Below are 20,852 nucleotides of genomic sequence, written 5' to 3' on the forward strand. Positions count from 1 at the left end.
TGATTATCCTTTTAAATTTTTTAAATTATCGATACTAATTGATCCGATATTTCTAAAGATAGAAACTAAAATGGCCAATCCTACCGCAACTTCGGCTGCAGCAACCGCCATCGAGAAAAACACAAAAACTTGTCCTTGCGCATCTTGATGATAAGTTGAAAAAGCAACAAATAAAAGGTTTACCGCATTCAACATAATTTCGATAGACATGAAAACGATAATAGCATTTCGTCTGTACAATACACCAAAAATACCAATACAGAAAAGTACAACACTTAAAAAGATGTAGTTTTCAATACCTATTTGATTTAATATATTACCCATTATTTATTTAATTTTTCTTTTTTAGACAATAGAACTGTTCCAATCATAGCAACTAAAAGTAAAACAGAAGCAAATTCGAACGGAACCATATATTCATCTAATAAAATTTTACCTAAAACTTTAATAGATTGGAAATCTTCTCCTGTAGAATCATATTCTCCAACAATTGGTTTAGAGTTAATGAAGATTGTAATCAAAACAATCAAGATTAAACAGAAAGACACAATAGCTCCTAAACGTGTAATTCTAGGGCGGTGAACTTCTCGCTGTTCGTTCAAGTTCATTAACATTATCGTAAACAGGAACAGAATCATAATAGCACCAGAGTAGACTATTATATGTACAACAGCTAAAAACTGAGAGTTTAATAATAAATAATGACCAGCAATCGAGAAGAAACAAATCACCAAGTAAATAGCTGAGTGAATTGGGTTTCTACTAAAAATAGTCAAGAAAGCGGTAATAACAGTAATAAACGCTAAAAAGCAAAAGATAACTTGAACGGTTGTCGCGTGTGCAAAATCAGGAATATGTATCATTTAGTTAGCGTTTTTAAGTTGAGCGTTTTTCATAGCCATTTCTAAAGGCATCACTAATTTATCTTTCCCGAAAATGAAATCTTCTCTTTCGTAACTAGCAGGAACTAATACTTTAGAAGTAGTTAAGTAAATAGCATCTTTTGGACAAGCTTCTTCACATAAACCACAGAAAATACAACGAAGCATGTTGATTTCATAGATCTCAGCGTATTTCTCCTCTCTATATAAGTGTTTTTCATCAGCTTTACGTTCAGCAGCTTTCATAGTGATCGCTTCTGCAGGGCACGATAAAGCACATAATCCACAAGCAGTACAGTTTTCACGACCTTGTTCATCACGTTTCAACATGTGCTGACCACGGTAAACTGGACTCATTTCACGAACCTGCTCAGGATAATGAATGGTAACTTTTTTTCTAAAAAGGTGTTTTACAGTAATAAATAAACCTTTTACAATCGCCACAAGATACAATCGCTCAACAAAAGACATGTCCTTATTTGACACCACCTTTTTTCTACCCGATAATGATATAGTTTCTATTGACATTTTTACTATTATAGTTTATGATTCAAAATTTGATTATTCAAATTCAAATCTATTTTGTTTTTTATTTGTGAATAATTACGGTCTTAGAACCCTAAGAAAGCTGCAATATCGTGTCTTAATATTACAATACCGGTAATCATGATATTTACAATTGAAAGCGGAATTAAAATTCTCCAGCCTAAGTGCATTAATTGGTCATATCTAAATCTTGGAATCGTCCAACGTACCCACATATAGAAGAATATGAAGAAGCAAATTTTTGCAAATAGAACTCCAATTCCTAATAAGTTAGCTGTATTTACGCCAACATTTTCTACCATCCATTCCATTCCAGGGTAGTTATATCCACCAAAGAATAAAACAGAAATAATAGTAGAAGAGATAAACATACTTGCATATTCAGCAAATAGATAGAATCCCATTTTCATTGATGAATATTCAGTGTGGTAACCTCCAATTAATTCGTTTTCACATTCTGCTAAGTCGAAAGGTGTTCTATTCGTTTCAGCAAAAGAACAGATTAAGAAAATTAAAAATGATAATGGCTGATAGAAAACATTCCAGTTCATTCCTTGTTGCTGTAATGAGATTTCTTTCAAGCTCATTGTTCCAGTCATCATTAATAAAGCAATCATCGATAATCCCATAGCAACTTCATACGAAACCATTTGAGATGCTGCACGAATAGCTCCCATTAATGAGAATTTATTGTTAGAAGCCCATCCACCAATCATGATACCATAAACTCCAACAGAAAGAACTCCAAAAATGTATAATAAAGCAATATTTACATCAGTTGCCTGAAGTATAATGTCTTTTCCAAAAAGATGCAAACGATCTCCCCACGGAATTACAGCACTAGTCATTAAAGCTGTACTCATTGCAATTGCAGGACCTACGAAAAATAAAATTCTATTTGGAGTATTAGGTTCAAATTCTTCTTTAGAGAATAATTTCATACCGTCTGCAAGAGGCTGTAATAAACCTCCCCATCCAGCACGGTTTGGTCCAACACGGTCTTGCAAGAAAGCTGCAACTTTACGTTCTGCCCAAGTAGAATACATTGCCATAACCATTGTAACCGCAAAAACGACAACAATAACAACACTTTTTTCTATAATAAATGCACTTTCCATTTCTTATTTTTTATCGTTTGTATTTAATGGAATTGATGCCATACTAATTTTTTTACGGTCTACATCTCTACCTAAAAGGATATTTTTCTCTGTATCGATTTCAACTTTCTCTAATTTTTGAGTGTAGTTATTTTGGTTGATAACAGAATCTTTTTCAAATTCTCTTGGACCTTCAATAACCCAATCATTCACATCTTTGTGATCAAAACGACAGCTGTTGCAGATGAATTCTTCTACTTCATGGTACTCGTCTTTACGACCAGTTACACGCTGAATTTCTCCACCAAACATCCAAACGGTAGTTTTACCGCAGCATCCTGGAGTAGTACATTCTCTGTGTGCGTTGTAAGGTTTGTTAAACCAAACTCTTGATTTAAATCGGAAAGTTTTATCTGTTAAAGCTCCAACCGGACAAACATCAATCATGTTTCCAGAGAACTCATTGTCGATAGCTTTAGAAATTCCAGTAGAAATATTAGCGTGATCTCCACGATCTAATACTCCGTGAACTCTGTTGTCTGTCAATTGATCTGCAACTTGTACACATCTCTGGCATAAAATACAACGGTTCATATGCAGTTGAATATTTGGACCAATATTTTCTGGTTCAAATGTTCTTTTCTCTTCAATATAACGTGATTTTGGATTTCCGTGTTCAAAACTTAAATTTTGAAGATCACATTCTCCCGCTTGGTCACAAATTGGACAGTCTAATGGGTGGTTGATCAATAAAAACTCTGTTACAGATTTACGTGCTTCGGTAACTCTGGCAGAAGATTTACTGTTTACTTCCATTCCGTCCATACATCCTGTTACACAAGATGCCATCAATTTTGGCATTGGTCTTGGATCAGCTTCACTACCTTTAGAAACTTCAACTAAACAACAACGGCATTTTCCGCCGCTGCCTTTTAATTTTGAGTAATAGCACATGGCTGGCGGTACCAAATCTCCACCAATCATACGTGCAGCCTGCAGGATCGTTGTTCCTGGCTCTACGTCTATACTTTGACCGTCTATGGTTACTTTCATCTCTTTATTTTGTTTTTTTAGTTTCAGGTTTCAGGTTTCACGTTTTCACTTGAAACTAAAAAAACTTGAAACTTTAAACTATTTTAAACTTTTTTGTTGAAAGTCGGAATATTGAAAAGAATTGCTGTCCTTTTTAACATTATGAACTTTATAACTTTCTGCTTTTTATTTTTATACGATTGCTTTACCGCCAACTAAATGTTTCACTTGTGAAAAAGGTTCAGCGACAAAGTGATCTCTATTTTTGATTTTTTCTGGGAAACGAACATGATATTCGAACTCATCTCTAAAGTGACGAATTGCAGCTGCTACTGGCCAAGAAGCTGCGTCTCCTAAAGGACAAATTGTGTTTCCTTCAATTTTACTTTGAATACTCCACAATAATTCGATATCTTCTTCACGGCCTTGACCGTTTTCGATTCTCCATAAGATTTTTTCTAACCATCCAGTTCCTTCACGGCAAGGTGTACATTGTCCGCAAGATTCGTGGTGGTAAAAACGAGCAAAGTTCCAAGTGTTTCTTACCACACAAGCAGTGTCGTTATAAACAATAAATCCTCCAGAACCTAACATAGATCCAGTGGCAAAACCACCATCACTTAAAGATTCGTAAGTCATTAAACGATCTTCACCGTTTGCCGTTTTGAAAATTAATTCAGCTGGTAAAATTGGCACAGAAGAACCTCCTGGTACAAATGCTTTTAATGGACGGCTTGAAGACATTCCTCCTAAATATTCATCAGAATTCATGAATTCGTCAACACTTAAACCTAATTCAATTTCGTAAACACCAGGATTTTTGATGTGCCCTGAAGCAGAAATTAATTTAGTTCCAGTAGAACGTCCAATACCAATTTTAGCATAATCGTCACCAGAATTGTTTACAATCCAAGGCACAGTCGCAATTGTTTCAACATTGTTTACTACAGTTGGGTTTGCCCAAAGACCAGAAACCGCTGGGAAAGGTGGTTTAATACGAGGATTTCCTCTTTTTCCTTCTAAAGATTCGATTAATGCTGTTTCTTCTCCACAGATATAAGCTCCAGCTCCACAGTGAACGTGAAGTTCCAAATCATAACCTGTTCCTAATATATTTTTTCCTAACCATCCGGCAGCTTTTGCTTCGGCGATTGCTCTTTCTAAAATTTTGAAAACCCACATATATTCGCCACGAATGTAGATATATGATAAGTTAGCACCCAAAGCGTAACTAGAAGTAATCATTCCTTCGATCAATAAGTGAGGAATGTATTCCATCAAAAATCTATCTTTGAATGTTCCAGGCTCCGATTCGTCGGCGTTACACACTAAGTGTCTTGGTCTTCCTGATTTTTTATCAATAAAGCTCCATTTCATTCCGGCAGGGAAACCTGCACCACCACGACCACGTAATCCTGATTTTTTTACTTCCTCAGTTACTTCGTCTGGAGTTAATGTTTTTAAAGCTTTTTCTACAGAAGCATAACCACCATTTTGGCGATAAACTTCGTAGGTTTTAATTCCAGGAACATTGATTTTATCTAATAATATTTTTTGTGACATCTTATTTATCGTGTAATATTATTTTATCATCTCTACAATCAGCAATGATCTGATCGATTTTTTCTTCTGTCAATTTCTCTTTGTAGAAATCTCCCAACTGCATCATCGGAGCATATCCGCAAGCACCTAAACATTCTACGCCAGCAATGGTAAACATTCCGTCTGGAGTAGTTTCGCCCATTTTAATGCCTAATTTTTCAGAAGTATAATCCATTAAATCTTCGGCACCTCTTAAACAGCAGCAAGAAGTCTGGCAGAACTCAAACATATACTTACCAATTGGTTTTTGGTTGAACATGGTATAGAAAGTAACCACTTCATAAACCTCAATTGGTTTTATCTGAAGAATTTCGGCAACTTTATCTTGCAGTTCAATACTAAGCCAGTTGTTATGTGCATCCTGAACTTCGTGTAAAACAGGCAATAAAGCCGATTTTTGTTTGCCTTCAGGATAATGACTGATTAATTCATTGATGCGGTTCATCAATGCCTCAGTCATATTTATTTCTTGTTTGTAATGTTTACGTTCCATTTTTATTTTAGATTTTAGATTTTAGATTTTAGATTTTTTCAATCTTTGTCCATAATCCATATTCTGCAATCTTTATAAGTTTTAGATCTTTCGATCTGAATTCTTCAATTCTTCAATTCTATAATTAGTTTAGATTTTCAATCTTAATTTTAAAATCTGCAAAGCAATCTAAAATCTAAAATCTTCAATCTAAAATTTTTTAGGCATCTAATTCTCCTGCAATTACGTTCAAACTTGAAAGAATGATAATTGCATCAGAAAGCATGGCACCTTTAATCATTTCTGGGAATGCTTGATAATAAATAAAGCATGGTCTTCTGAAATGTAATCTATATGGAGTTCTACTTCCGTCTGTAACTAAATAGAAACCGATTTCTCCATTTCCTCCTTCTACAGGGTGATAGATTTCTGCAACTGGTACAGGAACTTCTCCCATTACGATCTTAAAGTGATAAATTAAAGATTCCATAGAAGTATAAACATCTTCTTTTGGAGGAAGATAGTAATCTGGAACTTCAGCGTGATATTCGTTTCCTGGAGGCATTTTTTCTAATGCCTGACGAATAATGCTTAAACTTTCCCAAACTTCAGCATTACGAACACAGAAACGATCGTAAGTATCTCCTGATTTTCCAACAGGAACGATAAAATCAAAATCTTCGTAAGATGAATAAGGTTGTGCTACACGTACATCGTAATCAACTCCGGCAGCACGTAAGTTTGGACCTGTAAATCCGTAAGCCATTGCTTTTTCAGCAGTAATTCCACCTACGTTAACAGTTCTATCAAGGAAAATTCTATTTCTCTCGAATAAGTTTTGGAATTCCTGCCATACTGGGGGGAATTCTTCAAGGAAAGTGTCTAGTTTTTTGAAAACTTCTGGAGACCAGTCTCTTTCAAAACCACCAATTCTTCCCATATTTGTAGTCAAACGAGCTCCGCAAATTTCTTCGTAGATTTCGTAGATTTTTTCTCTAAATTGAAAAACGTATAAGAAACCAGTATACGCACCAGTATCTACACCCAAAATACCGTTACAGATAATGTGGTCGGTAATACGAGCCAACTCCATAACAATAACTCTTAAATATTGTGCTCTTTTAGGAACTTCAACACCTAATAGTTTTTCTACTGTCATCCACCATCCCATATTATTAATAGGAGAAGAACAATAGTTCATACGGTCTGTAAGAGGTGTAATTTGATAAAAAGGACGATTCTCGGCAATTTTTTCGAAAGCTCTGTGGATGTAACCAATAGTCGGTTCAGCCTCAAGAATTTTTTCACCATCCATTAAAAGGATATTTTGAAAAATACCGTGAGTCGCAGGGTGAGTTGGACCTAAATTCAGAACAGAAAGCTCGCTTCCGTCTTCGTTAAGTCTTTCCTTAATTATTTTAGCATAACGATGCTCTGGTGGTAATAATAGTTCTGACATTTTATAATGTTGAATTATTTTTTAGCAATTTGTTGTTGTTCTTCCGAAGAATCTGTCATCTTTGTCGGTTCTTCCGCTGTCTTCCATTGGGAATTCTTTTCTCATTGGATGAGACTGCATTTCATCCATATTTAAAATACGTTTCAATTGAGGATGTCCGATAAAGTCAATTCCAAAAAAATCGAAAGTTTCTCTTTCCATCCAGTTTGAACTCAAGAATATATTTGAAACCGATTTGATTTCAGGTTTTTCTCCGTTTAGAAAAACTTTAATCTTCAATCTTTTGTTTTCGTACCAGTTGTGTAAGTGATAAACAACTGCAAACTGACGCTCACTTTCATTGTCCGGGTAATGAATACCACATAAGTCAGTTAAGAAATGAAATTTTAATTCTGGATCGTTTTTAAGGAATAGAATTAACGGTGTAATTTTATCAGCCGAAGCTTCTAAAGAAAAAATATCTCTTTCTTGCTGAAAGTTAAAAACATCGTTATTGAATGTTTCAGTAAGTTTATCTTGGATCAGGGTGTTTTCTAAAGCCATCTTATGAGATATTATATGAAGCTAATAATTCTTGATATTCTGGTGAGCTTCTTCTTCTTACAGATTCACTTTTTACTAAATCTTGAAGTCTCATAACGCCATCTACAATTTGTTCTGGTCTTGGTGGACATCCTGGCACATATACGTCAACAGGGATAACTTTGTCAATTCCTTGAAGAACAGAATAAGTATCGAAAATTCCTCCTGAAGAAGCACAAGCTCCAACTGCAATTACCCAACGAGGTTCAGCCATTTGCTCGTAAACTTGTCTTAAGATAGGTGCCATTTTTTTAGAAATAGTTCCCATAACTAATAACATATCTGCTTGTCTAGGAGAGAAACTTACACGCTCAGAACCAAATCGAGCTAAATCGTAATGAGATGCCATTGTTGCCATGAATTCGATACCACAGCATGAAGTCGCGAAAGGAAGCGGCCATAATGAGTTAGCTCTTGCTAAACCAACAACATCACTAAGTTTTGTAGCGAAGAAACCTTCACCAGTAACTCCTTCTGGCGGTGCAACCATATTTACTTTTGAATCGCTCATTTTATTTTAGATTTCTGATTTTAGATTTTAGATTTTTTTCAAAACATAAAAAGTAAAATCAATTTTTTAAATCAATTTTTTGTTGAGGATTAAATTTTAAATTTTAATTCTAAATCGGTTAAATCTAAAATCAGAAATCTAAAATCTAAAATCTCTAATTATTCCCACTCTAAAGCTTTCTTTTTGATGATGTAAAAGAAACCAACCAAAAGTAAAGCCATGAAAACTATCATTTTTAACATTCCTTCAATTCCTAAGTCTTTGAAGTTTATCGCCCAAGGATAAAGGAAAATTACCTCTACGTCGAACAATACGAACAAAATGGCAACAAGGAAATATTTTACAGAAAAAGGAATACGAGCATTACCAACAGATTCGATACCACATTCGAAGTTTTTATCTTTTACTTCAGAGGTTCTTTTTGGGCCTAGTTTTCCAGAAATAATGATTGTTCCTACCACAAAACCAACAGCTAGAATAAACTGCATTAAAATAGGAATGTAACTGTATTGATCAGATTGCATAAACTTCGGTTTTATACTTAAAAAATGAGCCACAAAGATAACTTGGAAGTCTGTAAAACACAAGCTAAAAAGGGTTTTAAGTAGGGTGCGAAACAGCGTTTATGCCTAATTTTTATTGATTATAAATAAGATGATGGTATTTTAGTATTTTTTTAAGAATTGTCCAAAAAAAAACGTCCCGATACTTCGGGACGTCTTTTGAGACCATTCAGAGGCAAAAAAAATAAATTGCTATATTTTTCTTAGATCACTGCTACTTTAGCAGCAACTTTCCCTTTTCTTCCTTCTTCTTCTTCATAGCTTACACGGTCACCTTCGCGTAATTCTTCCGCGTTAATTCCTGAAGCGTGAACGAAGATGTCCTTTCCTGTTTCTTCGTCTGTAATGAATCCATAACCTTTAGACTCATTGAAAAATTTTACTGTACCTGTACGCATTGTAATTGTAATAATAATTTATAATAAAACAAATGTAACATATAAATTCATACAAAAGACATGTACGTGTTAATTTTTTGTAAAAATTATTGATTTACAGTGTTTTTACGTGGTTTATTGCATCAAATTTTATATGAAATACCATAATTTGAGAATCGTTAATTGTAAGAATATCCAAAATAATAATCTGTAGGAATTTAATATTTAAAAAAAAGTCGATTTTAGGAATATTTTTATGTTTTTTAAGCAAAAAAGCGATTGAAATTCTTCAATCGCTTTTGGAGTATTTTAAGTTTTATAAAATTGTTTAAATAGCATCAATTTTAATGTGTAATTCTTTCAATTGAGCATCATCAATTGCTGCTGGAGCATCGATCATTACATCTCGTCCAGAATTATTTTTTGGGAAAGCAATAAAATCTCTAATCGTTTCCTGACCTCCTAAAATTGCAACTAATCTATCCAAACCAAATGCTAAACCTCCGTGTGGTGGTGCACCAAATTGGAAAGCATCCATTAAGAATCCGAATTGGGCTTTTGCTTCTTCTTCAGTAAATCCTAAATATTTGAACATTAATTGTTGTGTCGCTTTATCGTGAATACGGATAGAACCTCCACCAATTTCATTTCCGTTCAAAACCATATCGTAAGCATTGGCACGAACTTTTCCTGGTTCTGTTTCTAACAAAGCCATATCTTCTGGTTTTGGAGACGTAAATGGGTGGTGCATAGCATGGTAACGTCCGCTTTCTTCGTCAAGTTCTAATAATGGGAAATCTACAACCCATAATGGCGCAAATTCTTCAGGTTTACGCAATCCTAAACGAGTTGCTAATTCCATACGTAAAGCAGAAAGTTGCGCTCTTGTTTTGTTTGCAGGACCAGAAAGTACAAAAATCATGTCTCCAGGATTTGCTTCTGTTGCTTTTGCCCAGTTTGCCAAATCATCTTGATCGTAGAATTTATCTACAGATGATTTATATGTTCCGTCTTCATTACATTTTACGTAAACCATTCCAGACGCTCCAACTTGTGGACGTTTTACCCAGTCAATTAATCCATCGATTTCTTTACGAGTATAATTTCCTGCTCCTGGAACTGCAATTCCGACAACTAATTCTGCTGAATTAAATACTGGAAATTCTTTGTGCTGTGCAAATTCGTTTAACTCACCAAACTTCATTCCGAAACGAATGTCTGGTTTGTCATTTCCGTATGTTTTCATTGCATAATCGTAGGTAATTCTTGGGAATTTATCTACTTCAATGCCTTTAATTTCTTTTAATAGATGTCTCGTCAAACCTTCAAAAACATTCAAAATGTCTTCTTGTTCTACAAATGCCATTTCGCAGTCAATCTGAGTAAACTCTGGCTGACGGTCTGCACGTAAATCTTCGTCACGGAAACATTTCACAATTTGGAAATATTTATCCATTCCACCAACCATCAATAATTGTTTGAAAGTTTGTGGAGATTGTGGTAATGCATAAAACTGACCTTCGTTCATACGGCTTGGCACAACAAAATCTCTTGCACCTTCCGGAGTTGATTTGATTAAGTAAGGTGTTTCAACTTCGCAGAAATCTAAATCAGAAAGATATTTACGAACTTCCATTGCCACTTTGTGACGGAATAATAGGCTATTTTTAACTGGATTTCTTCTGATATCCAAATAACGATATTTCATTCTGATATCTTCACCACCGTCAGTTTCATCTTCAATTGTAAATGGAGGAGTAAGGGCAGTATTTAAAATCGTCAATTCTGAAACTAAAATTTCGATTTCGCCAGTCGGAATGTTTTTGTTTTTAGCTTCACGCTCAATAACAGTTCCTTTTACTTGAATAACAAATTCTCTTCCAAGAGTTTTTGCCAATTCAAAAACAGTTTTATCGGTACGGCTTTCGTCAAAAATAAGCTGTGTAATTCCGTAACGGTCACGTAAGTCAACCCAGTTCATAAATCCTTTATCGCGCGATTTTTGTACCCATCCCGCTAGTGTAACTTCCGTATTAATATTTGAGGCATTTAGTTCGCCGCAATTATGACTTCTATACATGATCTAAATTTTAGATTGCAAAAGTAAATACAAAATTCAATATAATATAGTAAAGTGATAAGTTGATGCATAATAATTTCAAATAAATTGTTAATTGTGAAATTCCGAAGCTTTAATTTTTTAGTTTTGATTCTCTAAAAAACAAATAATAATATCCATGAAGAAACTTTTTGTTGCTGGTTTGGTAATTTTTAATGCTTTGAATGTTATAGGACAAAGCAATAATTCGATTAAATTCACTGCTAAAATCGAAAATAGAAACAGTGATACTTTAATAATAAGAGGAAAAGATAATTTTAAACAGGTAATTCCAATTGATAAAAAAGGAGTTTTTGCTGCCACTTTTGATGCGCCAAAAGGATTTTACATGTTTTCTGACGGAAAAGAATCCTCAAACCTTTATTTAAAACCAAATTCTGAATTGAATCTAACGATGAATGCCAAAGAATTTGATGAAACAATTGTATATAAAGGTAAAGGTGTTAATGAAAGTAACTTTTTGGCACAGCAAGCTTTAAAAGATGAAACTTTTCAGAATGATGCTTTCAAAAAAGAAGCGGGAGAGTTTACTACTTTATTAGATACTAAATTAAAGAAAGATACCGAAAATCTTGAAAAAGGTGATTTAGATGCTGAATTTAAAACTGCTTTAAAACGTAGTTTTGAAAGTTTTCACCAATATGCGTCTGAAGAGTACGAAAGAGCTGCAAAAGCAAATAAAATGATCGGAAAACCTTCTCCAGGTTTTGATTATGAGAATTTTAAAGGTGGAAAAACAAAACTTGCTGACTTGAAAGGGAAGTATGTTTACATAGATCTTTGGGCAACTTGGTGTGCACCTTGTAGAGCTGAGATTCCTTACTTGCAAAAGATTGAAGAGAAATACCACGGAAAAAATATTGAATTCGTAAGTATTTCTATCGATAAGCTGAAAGATAACGAAAAATGGAAAAAATTTGTGACAGATAAGCACCTTGGCGGAACGCAGCTTTTTGCTGATAAAGATTGGGAATCTGAGTTTGTTGTAAACTACGGAGTAACTGGAATTCCGAGATTTATTTTAATTGATCCGAAAGGAAATATTGTGAAGTCGGATGCACCAAGACCATCTGATCCTGAGCTTGATAAAGAGCTTAGCGCCTTATTGAACTAAATTATTTACGAAATTTATAACGTTATCGTAAAACGTCTTTTTTTATAAAATACCAGTAAAACCAGTGCTTTAGCGCTGGTTTTTTCTTTTTAGACACTTTTCCAATGTTAAGTTTTCACTCAATGTTACCAAATTGTTAAGCAAAAGTTTTTTTAATGTAAACTATTAACTATATTTGATAACGATTTGATAACATTTAAATACCTACGATATGAAAAAGTGTGTGATTTTAGCGGCTGTTTTATTCTCTGGAATTCTAACAGCACAAGAAGGTAAACCTGAGTTAGAAGCTGTTGGTAATAAAGTAAAAGCTACTTATTATTATGACAATGGAAGAATACAGCAGGAAGGCTTTTTTAAAGATGGAAAATTGGACGGTGTTTGGGTATCTTATGATGAAAGGGGAAATAAAACTGTAGAAGGTGAATATACCGAGGGATTAAAAACTGGAAAATGGATGTTTTTCAATGAAAAAAATCTTACCGAAGTAGCTTACGCTGACAGTAAAGTGAGTTCAGTTAAGAATATACAAAAAAACGCTGTTGCCAACAGAAACTAATTAAGAAAGATTTCTTAGATAAATTAAACCGTTCTTTTCAGGACGGTTTTTTTATGCTTTAGATTTTCTGCTTTTAAAACTTCTTCCGTACCAAATTATAAATCCTGTCACCGGAAGCGCTGCAGCAAATAAGCTCACTATAAAAGCAATAATTTTTCCAGGCAAATCGAGTACTTGTCCTGTATGAATTCCGTAATTCATTTCTACAACCTGTAGACCAAGAGTTTTATTTTCGAAAGGCTGTTTGTCAATGAGTTTTCCATTGCTAGGATGAAAATAATAATTGCTTTGATGGTCGTAACGCAATGTATGCGGATAAGTTCCTGTACTGATAATATCTCCTTTCTGTTGCGGAATTAATACAAACATCATTTCAGCATTTGGCTTCAATTTTTGAGTCTGAATATAAGCACGATCAATTGCTGTAATTGAATTGGTTTTGAATTGTGTTGTGTCAATAACAGGGAGTTTTGTTTCAGCGACTTTGTCTCCACCAAAATTGAAAGTTTTATAAATTCCATCACCAACCCATTCGTATGTAAAAGTAAGTCCTGTTATGGCTAAAATTAAAGCAATAATAGAAATGTAGAATCCTGAAGTATTGTGCCAATCATAATTGACACGGCGCCATTTGGCAGACCATTTTACAGTAAGACTTCTTTTTAGATCAGATCTTTTTTTAGGCCACCATTGAATAATTCCAGAAATCAATAAAAGAATAAAAATTATGGTTGCGCCGCCGATAATATGTTTTCCTATATAATCAGGAAGCAGCAAATACAAATGAATATATTCGACAATAATAAAAAAATCTGTTTCTGGATTTTCTGTCTTTAAATACTGACCCGTATAAGGATTAAAATAGAGATATAAATTTTCAGTATCTGAATAAGTGTAAACAATTGCCGAGCGATTTTTTCCATAATAGGAAATCATACTGACTTTATTCTTGGGAAGAATTTCTTTTGCTTTTTCTGCTAAATCTGATGGTAGAATAAAAGGTTTGTTTTGAGGTTCAACCAAACGCCATTCTTTTCGTGTAATATCTTTTATTTCGTCATGAAAACAGAAAATACATCCAGTAACACTTATGATAAAAACAATAAGCCCAGAAATTAATCCGAGCCATTTATGTAAAAATCGTATTTGCGTTTTGAATCCCATTTTTTGATTAAAAGCGTAAAAGTATACGCAAAATCTAAACGGGACAAATAATTCTAAAGTATTTTGTTTGTAAGTGTAAGCGTTTGAAAAAGAAAAATCTCGCAAAGACGCTAAGTCGCAAAGAATTATTAAATAAAAACTTGGTGGCTTAGCGTCTTTGCGAGATTAAAATTTTTTGTAAAAGCTTAATTAAACAACCGCTTTTTTAGGTTTTAAATGATAAGCGACATATAATGAAATTGAAGCTAAGAAAATCCAGAAAACATCGATAAAGAAAATTTGAATTTTATTTTCCATGAAAGAATTCCAAAACCAATCTCCTGAAACAATTCCGTTGGTAATTGGAATCAAAAATCCTAAAATGCTTCCAGAAATCAGACAGAATTTATTGGTAAATCCATCATTCTTTTTAATGATAAAGAATATTGTCAGCAATAACCATCCTCCAAAATAAAGTGTAAACAAATTAGACTGACTTAACGGATAGAAAATTTTACTTCCAATAAAAGACAATGCTGTAATAGGATACATGCTCAAGCAAATTGCCAGATAAATACGAACGACAGCAGCATTAAAACGTCTTTTCTTTTCGGGCATATTATTTTTTTGTCTGGCAACCAACCAAATCATAACTCCTGAGATAATTACAAAACAAGTTATAATTCCTAAAAGGAAACTTACTATTTTTAAAGCATATCCGCCGTAATCTCCAAAATGTATTCTGTATAAAACATTTTTTACAACATCGAGATAGCTAGTTTGAGCGATTGGATCTTTTTTAGCAATTTCTTTTCCGTCTGCAATGCGATAAACGACTTTTCCGATTCCAGTAAATTTTTTATGACTTAGCAATTCGCCTTCAACCAAAACGTGCATATTGGCATCGCCATAATTCTGTATAAAAACTCGAGTGATTTCAAAATCGGCCCAGTTCTTTTTTGTTTTAGCAACCAATGCATCTATATCAAAAGGGTTTGCTAGTTTTTTGTTTTCAAATTTATAATCAGGATCGGTGTATTCTAGCTCTTTGTATAATTTATCTTGATCTCCGTTATACAAAGCCATTACGGCTGGAGCGACAATAAGCAATTTAATCATAAAGAAAGCTCCGGTAACTGCATAAACAAATTGAAATGGAAGACCAATCATTCCTAATGCTGTGTGTGCATCAGTCCAAAGTGTTTTTAATTTTTCCTTTGGACGGAAAATATAAAAGTTTGAAACAATTTTATTCCAGTGAAGTAAAACTCCAGTTACAATTGCAAACAAGAAAAACAAAGCAACAAAACCCGATAAATAATAACCAATCGGATAAGGAATTTGTGCCAAGAAATGCAGACGATATAAAAGTTCTCCTAAAGAATAAGATTCTTCGTAAGTAAAAGATTTATAGTTTTTTGGATTTAAATAGAAAAATTGTCCTTCTTTTTGTTTGGCTGGAGCCAAAGTATCTTTAGTCCCTTCCATGTAAACCCCAACTCTTTCTTCGATAGATGGTTTAGAAATAGTGATGTTTCTACCGTGCAGAATATATTTTTTATCAAGATGCTCTAGCGCTTTGTTGTAGTCAAGCTGAATTTCTCTTGTAATTGCTGTAGATTCACTTCTTTCCCAATTGATAATTTCATCTCTAAAAAAAGAAAAAGATCCAGCAAAGAAAATTACAAATAGAACGACACTGATCACAATTCCGCTTACAGTGTGAGTATGAAAATAGATATTATAATGACGGTTGTTCATAAAAATTATTTCGCCGTGTTATAGGTTTGACCTAGATAAATGAAAAGACAGAAAAGTAGAGTAAGAAGAATATAAATTCCCCATATTTTCCAGCCACTTTTGGCTAAAAATGCAATCACCATTAATGCTACCCAAAGAATAAAACCGCTGAAAGCCATTGTTATAAGAACATCTGCACGACTGAACCAAGTAGCTAATGCTAAGTGAAAAGAAACAGAAACAAAGTATCCTCCTAAAATTGCAGCTGTAATTTTAGAAAAGCGAGGCCAAAAAGCAGGATTTAAATATTTTGAATTTGCTGGCATATTGTAATTTGAAAATGGTAATTAGTTGTAATAAAATTCTAATAGCGCAATCAATATTAGCAGTGCTAGAAGTGCTTTACTATTTACTTTTTTTAAAGGGGTAAGTATGATGATTAAGCTTCCGATTGTCATTAACTGAATAAAAAACATTAAAGTGCCACAACCTAATGATTGTGTAAAAAGCCACATCAAATAAGCTGTTCCTAATAATAATAGGCCAATTATTTTTGTTGGTTTTGGATTGTTTTTCATCCATTTTTCAAAACCTAAATCGTACGATAAAACAGCTCTTTTAGAAGTGTAATAGAGTGTGTAAAAAGCTAAAAAAACAATAAGACTGGCAATTGTAATCATTTTTTATAGATTGAGATGGTTTTAAATTTGTTTTTTGATTGTGCAAATCTAAGTTATCAAATGAAACAATGCAAGTTATTCTTATTCATTCTAAATTAATTTTTAAAAATTAATTTGAATTTTACTCCAACTAATAGTTTTTAAATAAAAAAACCTGTCCAAATGAATGAACAGGTTTTGTATATAATTGAAAATTATAATGATTACAATTCTAAAGCACGTTTAGCATCGCCATTCATTAATAATTCTACAGGGTTTTCTAAAGCTTCTTTCACAGCAACTAAGAAACCAACAGACTCACGTCCGTCGATGATTCGGTGATCGTAAGAAAGAGCAACGTACATCATTGGGTGAATTTCCACTTTTCCGTTTACAGCGATTGGACGCTCGATGATGTTGTGCATTCCTAAGATTCCTGATTGAGGAGGGTTGATAATTGGAGTTGATAGCATACTTCCAAAAACACCACCATTAGTGATTGTGAAAGTTCCTCCAGTCATATCGTCAACTGTAATTTGACCATCACGAGCTCTTAAAGCTAATCTTTTGATTTCAGCTTCAATTCCGCGGAAAGTTAATAATTCAGCATTACGAACAACAGGAACCATTAACCCTTTTGGTCCAGAAACTGCGATAGAGATATCGGCAAAATCGTAAGCGATTTTGTAATCACCATCCATCATAGAGTTAACATCTGGATATAATTGTAAAGCTCTTGTAACTGCTTTTGTAAAGAATGACATGAAACCTAAACCTAAACCTCCATGTTTAGCTTTGAAAGCATCTTTGTATTCATTACGAATTTGGTTAATTGGCGTCATGTTTACTTCGTTGAAAGTAGTCAACATAGCAGTTTCGTTTTTAGCTGAAACCAATCTTTCTGCTACTTTACGACGTAACATAGATAATTTTGTACGCTCAGTTCCACGGCTTCCACCAGTTGGAGTTCCCATAGAAGGTACTGCATTTACAGCATCATCTTTAGTGATTCTTCCGCCTTTACCAGTTCCTGTTACAGTTGCTGGAGCTATATTTTTTTCATCTAATATTTTTCTTGCTGCTGGAGAAGGAGTTCCTGCTGCATAACTTGTTGCTGCCGGAGCTTGAACTGGTTCTGCTTTTGGAGCTTCCGCTTTTACTTCTGCCTTTGGAGCCTCAGCTTTCGGAGCTTCAGCTGCTGGAGCTGCTGGTGCATCACCTACTGGTTTAGCAGCATCTGTATCAATTAAACAAACTACAGCACCAACTGCAACGGTATCACCTTCTTCTGCTTTTAGTGTAATTACACCGCTCATTTCAGCAGGTAATTCAAGAGTAGCTTTATCTGAATCAACTTCAGCAATAGCCTGATCTTTTTCTACATAATCTCCGTCTTTTACTAACCAAGTTGCAATTTCAACTTCTTTTATTGATTCCCCTGGTGATGGGACTTTCATTTCTAAAATCATCTTTGTTTTGTTTAAGGTTTTATGGTTTCAAGTTTTAGGTTTCAGGCTGTTAAACTTGAAACCTGAAACTTGAAACTTGGAACATTTTTTTATCTGAATAAATTTTTATCGAATACCATTCTAATTGCATCTGCATGACGACGTTTTGCACGTGTGTAACTTCCTGATGCCGGAGCAGAGTATGCTTTTAATGAAGCTAATCTCCATTTTACAAGATCAAAGTTCATTAACATAAAGCTGTAAGCTCCCATGTTTTTAGGTTCTTCCTGAGCCCAAACATAATCATCTGCATTTGGATATTTTGCAATGATTTCTTTGATTTGCTCAACTGGGAAAGGGAATAATTGCTCGATACGAACAACAGCAACATCATTTCTTCCGTTGTTTTCTCTTTCAGCTACAATATCGTAATAGAATTTACCTGTACAGAAAACTAAAGTTTTTACTTTCTTTTTATCTACTGTATTATCATCAATTGTTTCTTGGAAACTTCCTGTTGCTAATTCCTCAACTGTAGAAACACATCTTGGATCACGTAGTAAACTTTTTGGAGAGAAAACTACCAATGGTTTACGGAAGTTTGTTTTCATTTGTCTTCTCAACAAGTGGAAGAAGTTTGCAGGAGTTGTACAGTCAGCCACATACATATTATGTCTTGCACAAAGTTGTAAGTAACGTTCCATTCTAGCAGAAGAGTGTTCAGCACCTTGACCTTCATAACCGTGTGGTAACAACATCACAATACCATTTTGGTTGTTCCATTTATCTTCTCCACAAGAAATATATTGGTCAATCATGATCTGAGCACCGTTAGAGAAATCTCCAAATTGCGCTTCCCAGATGGTTAAGGCTTTTGGGTTCGCTAATGCATATCCATAATCAAAACCTAAAACACCGTATTCAGATAAAAGAGAGTTGAATACTCCGAATTTTCCTTTTTTGTTTTCGATTGCATCTAAAAGAATTACTTCTTCTTCAGAATCTTCAACTTTTACTACAGCATGACGGTGAGAGAATGTACCACGTTCAACGTCTTGTCCTGAAATACGAACATCAAATCCTTCTGTTAAAAGAGATCCGTAAGCCAATGCTTCAGCAGTTCCCCAATCAAGAGTGTTGTTGTCGTATCCAACTTTTCTGTCTGTAACAATTTTAGTTATCTTGTTGATGAACTTTTTGTCAGAAGGTAAAGTTGAAATAGTATTGATGATAGAATCTAAACCTTCTTTAGCAAAAGTAGTATCTACTTTTTGAAGCATTTGTGTATCAGTTACCTGAACAAATCCTTCCCATTCGTTTTTCATGAATGGAGTAATGATTGTCAAATCTTTTTTACGAGAAGCTTCTAAGTTTTCTTCTAAAGCCGATTTGTATTGTTTTTCTAAACCATTAACATAAGAAGCATCGATTACGCCTTCAGATAATAATTTCTCAGCGTAGATGTCTCTTGGGTTTTTGTGTTTAGCAATGATTTTGTATAAAACTGGCTGTGTGAAACGAGGTTCATCACCTTCGTTATGACCGTATTTTCTGTATCCTAATAAATCGATAAATACGTCACGTCCAAACTGCATTCTGTAGTCCAATGCAAAAGATACAGCGTGTACAACAGCTTCAGCATCATCAGCATTTACGTGTAATACTGGAGACAAAGTTACTTTTGCAACATCTGTACAGTAAGTAGAAGAACGAGCATCTAAATAGTTAGTCGTAAATCCAACTTGGTTATTGATTACAATATGGATTGTTCCTCCAGTTTTGTAACCATCTAATTGTGCCATTTGAATGATTTCATAAAGTATACCCTGACCTGCGATTGCAGCATCACCGTGAACAGCGATTGGTAATACTTTAGAGAAATCATCAGCAAAATATTTGTCTTGTTTTGCTCTTGTGATACCTTCAATTACAGCTCCAACAGTTTCTAAGTGAGAAGGATTTGGTGCTAAATTGATGTTGATGCTTTTTCCAGATCTTGTTTTTTTATCAGCAGTAAGGCCTAAATGGTATTTTACGTCACCGTCAAAATATTCCTGATCGTAATCTTTTCCGTCAAATTCACCAAAAATATCCTGAGTAGATTTTCCGAAGATATTTGCCAAAACGTTCAAACGGCCACGGTGAGCCATTCCCATTACGAATTGTTCAACACCTTTTTCTGCAGCTTGTTCTATTAAAGCATCTAAAGCAGGAATGATAGATTCTCCACCTTCTAATGAGAAACGTTTTTGTCCAACATATTTAGTATGAAGGAAGTTCTCAAAAGATACAGCTTCGTTTAATTTATTTAAGATTGTTTTCTTTTCGTCTGTAGAAAAATTAGGCTGATTTACATTTACAGCTAATTTATCTTGAATCCATTTTACAACGCCAGGATTTCTAATATACATATATTCAATACCGATATGCTGGCAGTAAATAGCTTTAAGGCGATTTACAATATCTTGTAAAGAAGAAGGTGCCAATCCAATTGTTTGAGCAGCATCAAAAACAGTTGAAAGATCGGCTGCAGATAATCCGAAGTTTTCAATATCCAAAGTTGGAGATGAAGTTCTACGATCACGAACAGGATTTGTTTTTGTGAATAAATGTCCGCGCGTACGGTATCCGTCAATTAATTTTAAAACGTTGAATTCTTTCTTTAGTTTTTCTGAAACTTGACTGTAATCTGTATTGTCGCTAGTCACGTACTCAACGATCGTTTGCACTGGATTTTCGTCGTTATAAGTCGTTTGTCCAAAGTCAAAACCTTGAAAGAAACTTCTCCAGCTAGGCTCTACGCTGTCTGGGTTAACTAAATATTGATCGTATAATTGTGCAAAGAACTCGGTATGCGCTGCGTTTAAAAATGAAAACCTATCCATAATATGAGTGAATATACTTTTTGTTATATTAGAAAGGCAAAAGTACAACAATCACATTTATTT

General features: G+C 34.1%; 21 protein-coding genes. 2 read left to right on the forward strand and 19 right to left on the reverse strand.

Annotated elements, in window-relative coordinates:
• Positions 1 to 3: 3 nt before the first annotated feature.
• The 13 genes from nuoK to aspS all read right to left on the reverse strand — a co-directional run bounded on the left by nuoK (position 4) and on the right by aspS (position 11,202).
• Positions 4 to 324, reverse strand: coding sequence for an NADH-quinone oxidoreductase subunit NuoK (nuoK, locus tag HNP35_RS03440; protein WP_008466103.1), 321 nt, complete (start codon positions 322 to 324; stop codon positions 4 to 6).
• Positions 324 to 863: an NADH-quinone oxidoreductase subunit J family protein gene (locus tag HNP35_RS03445; RefSeq protein WP_091490517.1), complete on the reverse strand. Its 540-nt coding sequence runs from the start codon at positions 861 to 863 to the stop codon at positions 324 to 326. Before HNP35_RS03445 ends, nuoK begins: the two co-directional genes overlap by 1 nt.
• A complete protein-coding gene (locus HNP35_RS03450) occupies positions 864 to 1,409 on the reverse strand; it encodes a NuoI/complex I 23 kDa subunit family protein (RefSeq protein WP_184158437.1) in 546 nt (181 codons plus the stop codon).
• 83 nt (positions 1,410 to 1,492) lie between these two features.
• On the reverse strand, positions 1,493 to 2,545 hold the full coding sequence (gene nuoH, locus HNP35_RS03455) for an NADH-quinone oxidoreductase subunit NuoH (protein ID WP_184158435.1): 1,053 nt from the start codon (positions 2,543 to 2,545) through the stop codon (positions 1,493 to 1,495).
• A gap of 3 nt (positions 2,546 to 2,548) precedes the next feature.
• The gene (locus tag HNP35_RS03460) at positions 2,549 to 3,577 is read right to left on the reverse strand and encodes a 2Fe-2S iron-sulfur cluster-binding protein (protein ID WP_184158433.1); all 1,029 of its coding nucleotides are present in this window, start codon (positions 3,575 to 3,577) and stop codon (positions 2,549 to 2,551) included.
• Between the two features lie 171 nt (positions 3,578 to 3,748).
• A complete protein-coding gene (gene nuoF / locus HNP35_RS03465; protein ID WP_184158431.1) occupies positions 3,749 to 5,119 on the reverse strand; it encodes an NADH-quinone oxidoreductase subunit NuoF in 1,371 nt (456 codons plus the stop codon).
• A gap of 1 nt (position 5,120) precedes the next feature.
• Positions 5,121 to 5,651 carry a complex I 24 kDa subunit family protein gene (locus tag HNP35_RS03470; RefSeq protein WP_057115709.1) on the reverse strand — a complete coding sequence of 177 codons (531 nt, stop codon included), beginning with the start codon at positions 5,649 to 5,651 and terminating at the stop codon, positions 5,121 to 5,123.
• Between the two features lie 199 nt (positions 5,652 to 5,850).
• Entirely contained in the window at positions 5,851 to 7,089 is a 1,239-nt protein-coding gene (locus HNP35_RS03475) for an NADH-quinone oxidoreductase subunit D (RefSeq protein WP_184158429.1), read from the reverse strand.
• 21 nt (positions 7,090 to 7,110) lie between these two features.
• Positions 7,111 to 7,632 carry an NADH-quinone oxidoreductase subunit C gene (locus tag HNP35_RS03480; protein WP_184158427.1) on the reverse strand — a complete coding sequence of 174 codons (522 nt, stop codon included), beginning with the start codon at positions 7,630 to 7,632 and terminating at the stop codon, positions 7,111 to 7,113.
• A gap of 1 nt (position 7,633) precedes the next feature.
• Positions 7,634 to 8,182 (reverse strand): NADH-quinone oxidoreductase subunit B, encoded by a 549-nt coding sequence (locus tag HNP35_RS03485; protein ID WP_184158426.1) that lies wholly within the window; start codon positions 8,180 to 8,182, stop codon positions 7,634 to 7,636.
• Positions 8,183 to 8,340: 158 nt separating this feature from the next.
• On the reverse strand, positions 8,341 to 8,706 hold the full coding sequence (locus HNP35_RS03490; protein ID WP_155101580.1) for an NADH-quinone oxidoreductase subunit A: 366 nt from the start codon (positions 8,704 to 8,706) through the stop codon (positions 8,341 to 8,343).
• A 242-nt stretch (positions 8,707 to 8,948) separates the two neighbouring features.
• Positions 8,949 to 9,143, reverse strand: a complete 195-nt coding sequence (locus HNP35_RS03495; RefSeq protein ID WP_007137066.1) for a cold-shock protein — start codon at positions 9,141 to 9,143, stop codon at positions 8,949 to 8,951.
• Between the two features lie 307 nt (positions 9,144 to 9,450).
• A complete protein-coding gene (gene aspS, locus HNP35_RS03500; protein WP_184158424.1) occupies positions 9,451 to 11,202 on the reverse strand; it encodes an aspartate--tRNA ligase in 1,752 nt (583 codons plus the stop codon).
• Positions 11,203 to 11,359: 157 nt separating this feature from the next.
• Between aspS and HNP35_RS03505 the strand changes: the two genes are divergently transcribed.
• Entirely contained in the window at positions 11,360 to 12,355 is a 996-nt protein-coding gene (locus tag HNP35_RS03505; protein WP_184158422.1) for a TlpA family protein disulfide reductase, read from the forward strand.
• A gap of 211 nt (positions 12,356 to 12,566) precedes the next feature.
• Positions 12,567 to 12,914: a toxin-antitoxin system YwqK family antitoxin gene (locus tag HNP35_RS03510; RefSeq protein ID WP_184158420.1), complete on the forward strand. Its 348-nt coding sequence runs from the start codon at positions 12,567 to 12,569 to the stop codon at positions 12,912 to 12,914.
• Between the two features lie 51 nt (positions 12,915 to 12,965).
• Here the strand turns inward: HNP35_RS03510 and HNP35_RS03515 are convergent, their stop codons facing one another.
• The 6 genes from HNP35_RS03515 to HNP35_RS03540 form a co-directional block, all read right to left on the reverse strand.
• Positions 12,966 to 14,078, reverse strand: a complete 1,113-nt coding sequence (locus HNP35_RS03515; protein ID WP_184158418.1) for a PepSY-associated TM helix domain-containing protein — start codon at positions 14,076 to 14,078, stop codon at positions 12,966 to 12,968.
• A gap of 189 nt (positions 14,079 to 14,267) precedes the next feature.
• A complete protein-coding gene (locus HNP35_RS03520; RefSeq protein WP_184158416.1) occupies positions 14,268 to 15,818 on the reverse strand; it encodes a PepSY-associated TM helix domain-containing protein in 1,551 nt (516 codons plus the stop codon).
• Positions 15,819 to 15,823: 5 nt separating this feature from the next.
• Positions 15,824 to 16,123: a hypothetical protein gene (locus tag HNP35_RS03525; protein ID WP_184158414.1), complete on the reverse strand. Its 300-nt coding sequence runs from the start codon at positions 16,121 to 16,123 to the stop codon at positions 15,824 to 15,826.
• Between the two features lie 21 nt (positions 16,124 to 16,144).
• Positions 16,145 to 16,477, reverse strand: a complete 333-nt coding sequence (locus HNP35_RS03530; protein WP_184158412.1) for a hypothetical protein — start codon at positions 16,475 to 16,477, stop codon at positions 16,145 to 16,147.
• A 203-nt stretch (positions 16,478 to 16,680) separates the two neighbouring features.
• Complete coding sequence (gene odhB, locus HNP35_RS03535) at positions 16,681 to 17,925, reverse strand: 2-oxoglutarate dehydrogenase complex dihydrolipoyllysine-residue succinyltransferase (RefSeq protein WP_184158410.1); 1,245 nt, start codon at positions 17,923 to 17,925, stop codon at positions 16,681 to 16,683.
• An 89-nt stretch (positions 17,926 to 18,014) separates the two neighbouring features.
• Positions 18,015 to 20,789, reverse strand: coding sequence for a 2-oxoglutarate dehydrogenase E1 component (locus HNP35_RS03540; protein WP_184158408.1), 2,775 nt, complete (start codon positions 20,787 to 20,789; stop codon positions 18,015 to 18,017).
• Between the last annotated feature and the right edge of the window lie 63 nt (positions 20,790 to 20,852).

Source organism: Flavobacterium notoginsengisoli (genome assembly GCF_014207905.1).
Classification (GTDB): domain Bacteria; phylum Bacteroidota; class Bacteroidia; order Flavobacteriales; family Flavobacteriaceae; genus Flavobacterium; species Flavobacterium notoginsengisoli_A.

What these genes read in the sequence shown, in the direction of transcription:
- nuoK (WP_008466103.1), bottom strand. Translation starts at nt 324, where the DNA reads ATGGGTAATATATTAAATCAAATAGGTATTGAAAACTACATCTTTTTA.
- HNP35_RS03445 (WP_091490517.1), bottom strand. Translation starts at nt 863, where the DNA reads ATGATACATATTCCTGATTTTGCACACGCGACAACCGTTCAAGTTATC.
- HNP35_RS03450 (WP_184158437.1), bottom strand. Translation starts at nt 1,409, where the DNA reads ATGTCAATAGAAACTATATCATTATCGGGTAGAAAAAAGGTGGTGTCA.
- nuoH (WP_184158435.1), bottom strand. Translation starts at nt 2,545, where the DNA reads ATGGAAAGTGCATTTATTATAGAAAAAAGTGTTGTTATTGTTGTCGTT.
- HNP35_RS03460 (WP_184158433.1), bottom strand. Translation starts at nt 3,577, where the DNA reads ATGAAAGTAACCATAGACGGTCAAAGTATAGACGTAGAGCCAGGAACA.
- nuoF (WP_184158431.1), bottom strand. Translation starts at nt 5,119, where the DNA reads ATGTCACAAAAAATATTATTAGATAAAATCAATGTTCCTGGAATTAAA.
- HNP35_RS03470 (WP_057115709.1), bottom strand. Translation starts at nt 5,651, where the DNA reads ATGGAACGTAAACATTACAAACAAGAAATAAATATGACTGAGGCATTG.
- HNP35_RS03475 (WP_184158429.1), bottom strand. Translation starts at nt 7,089, where the DNA reads ATGTCAGAACTATTATTACCACCAGAGCATCGTTATGCTAAAATAATT.
- HNP35_RS03480 (WP_184158427.1), bottom strand. Translation starts at nt 7,632, where the DNA reads ATGGCTTTAGAAAACACCCTGATCCAAGATAAACTTACTGAAACATTC.
- HNP35_RS03485 (WP_184158426.1), bottom strand. Translation starts at nt 8,182, where the DNA reads ATGAGCGATTCAAAAGTAAATATGGTTGCACCGCCAGAAGGAGTTACT.
- HNP35_RS03490 (WP_155101580.1), bottom strand. Translation starts at nt 8,706, where the DNA reads ATGCAATCTGATCAATACAGTTACATTCCTATTTTAATGCAGTTTATT.
- HNP35_RS03495 (WP_007137066.1), bottom strand. Translation starts at nt 9,143, where the DNA reads ATGCGTACAGGTACAGTAAAATTTTTCAATGAGTCTAAAGGTTATGGA.
- aspS (WP_184158424.1), bottom strand. Translation starts at nt 11,202, where the DNA reads ATGTATAGAAGTCATAATTGCGGCGAACTAAATGCCTCAAATATTAAT.
- HNP35_RS03505 (WP_184158422.1), top strand. Translation starts at nt 11,360, where the DNA reads ATGAAGAAACTTTTTGTTGCTGGTTTGGTAATTTTTAATGCTTTGAAT.
- HNP35_RS03510 (WP_184158420.1), top strand. Translation starts at nt 12,567, where the DNA reads ATGAAAAAGTGTGTGATTTTAGCGGCTGTTTTATTCTCTGGAATTCTA.
- HNP35_RS03515 (WP_184158418.1), bottom strand. Translation starts at nt 14,078, where the DNA reads ATGGGATTCAAAACGCAAATACGATTTTTACATAAATGGCTCGGATTA.
- HNP35_RS03520 (WP_184158416.1), bottom strand. Translation starts at nt 15,818, where the DNA reads ATGAACAACCGTCATTATAATATCTATTTTCATACTCACACTGTAAGC.
- HNP35_RS03525 (WP_184158414.1), bottom strand. Translation starts at nt 16,123, where the DNA reads ATGCCAGCAAATTCAAAATATTTAAATCCTGCTTTTTGGCCTCGCTTT.
- HNP35_RS03530 (WP_184158412.1), bottom strand. Translation starts at nt 16,477, where the DNA reads ATGATTACAATTGCCAGTCTTATTGTTTTTTTAGCTTTTTACACACTC.
- odhB (WP_184158410.1), bottom strand. Translation starts at nt 17,925, where the DNA reads ATGATTTTAGAAATGAAAGTCCCATCACCAGGGGAATCAATAAAAGAA.
- HNP35_RS03540 (WP_184158408.1), bottom strand. Translation starts at nt 20,789, where the DNA reads ATGGATAGGTTTTCATTTTTAAACGCAGCGCATACCGAGTTCTTTGCA.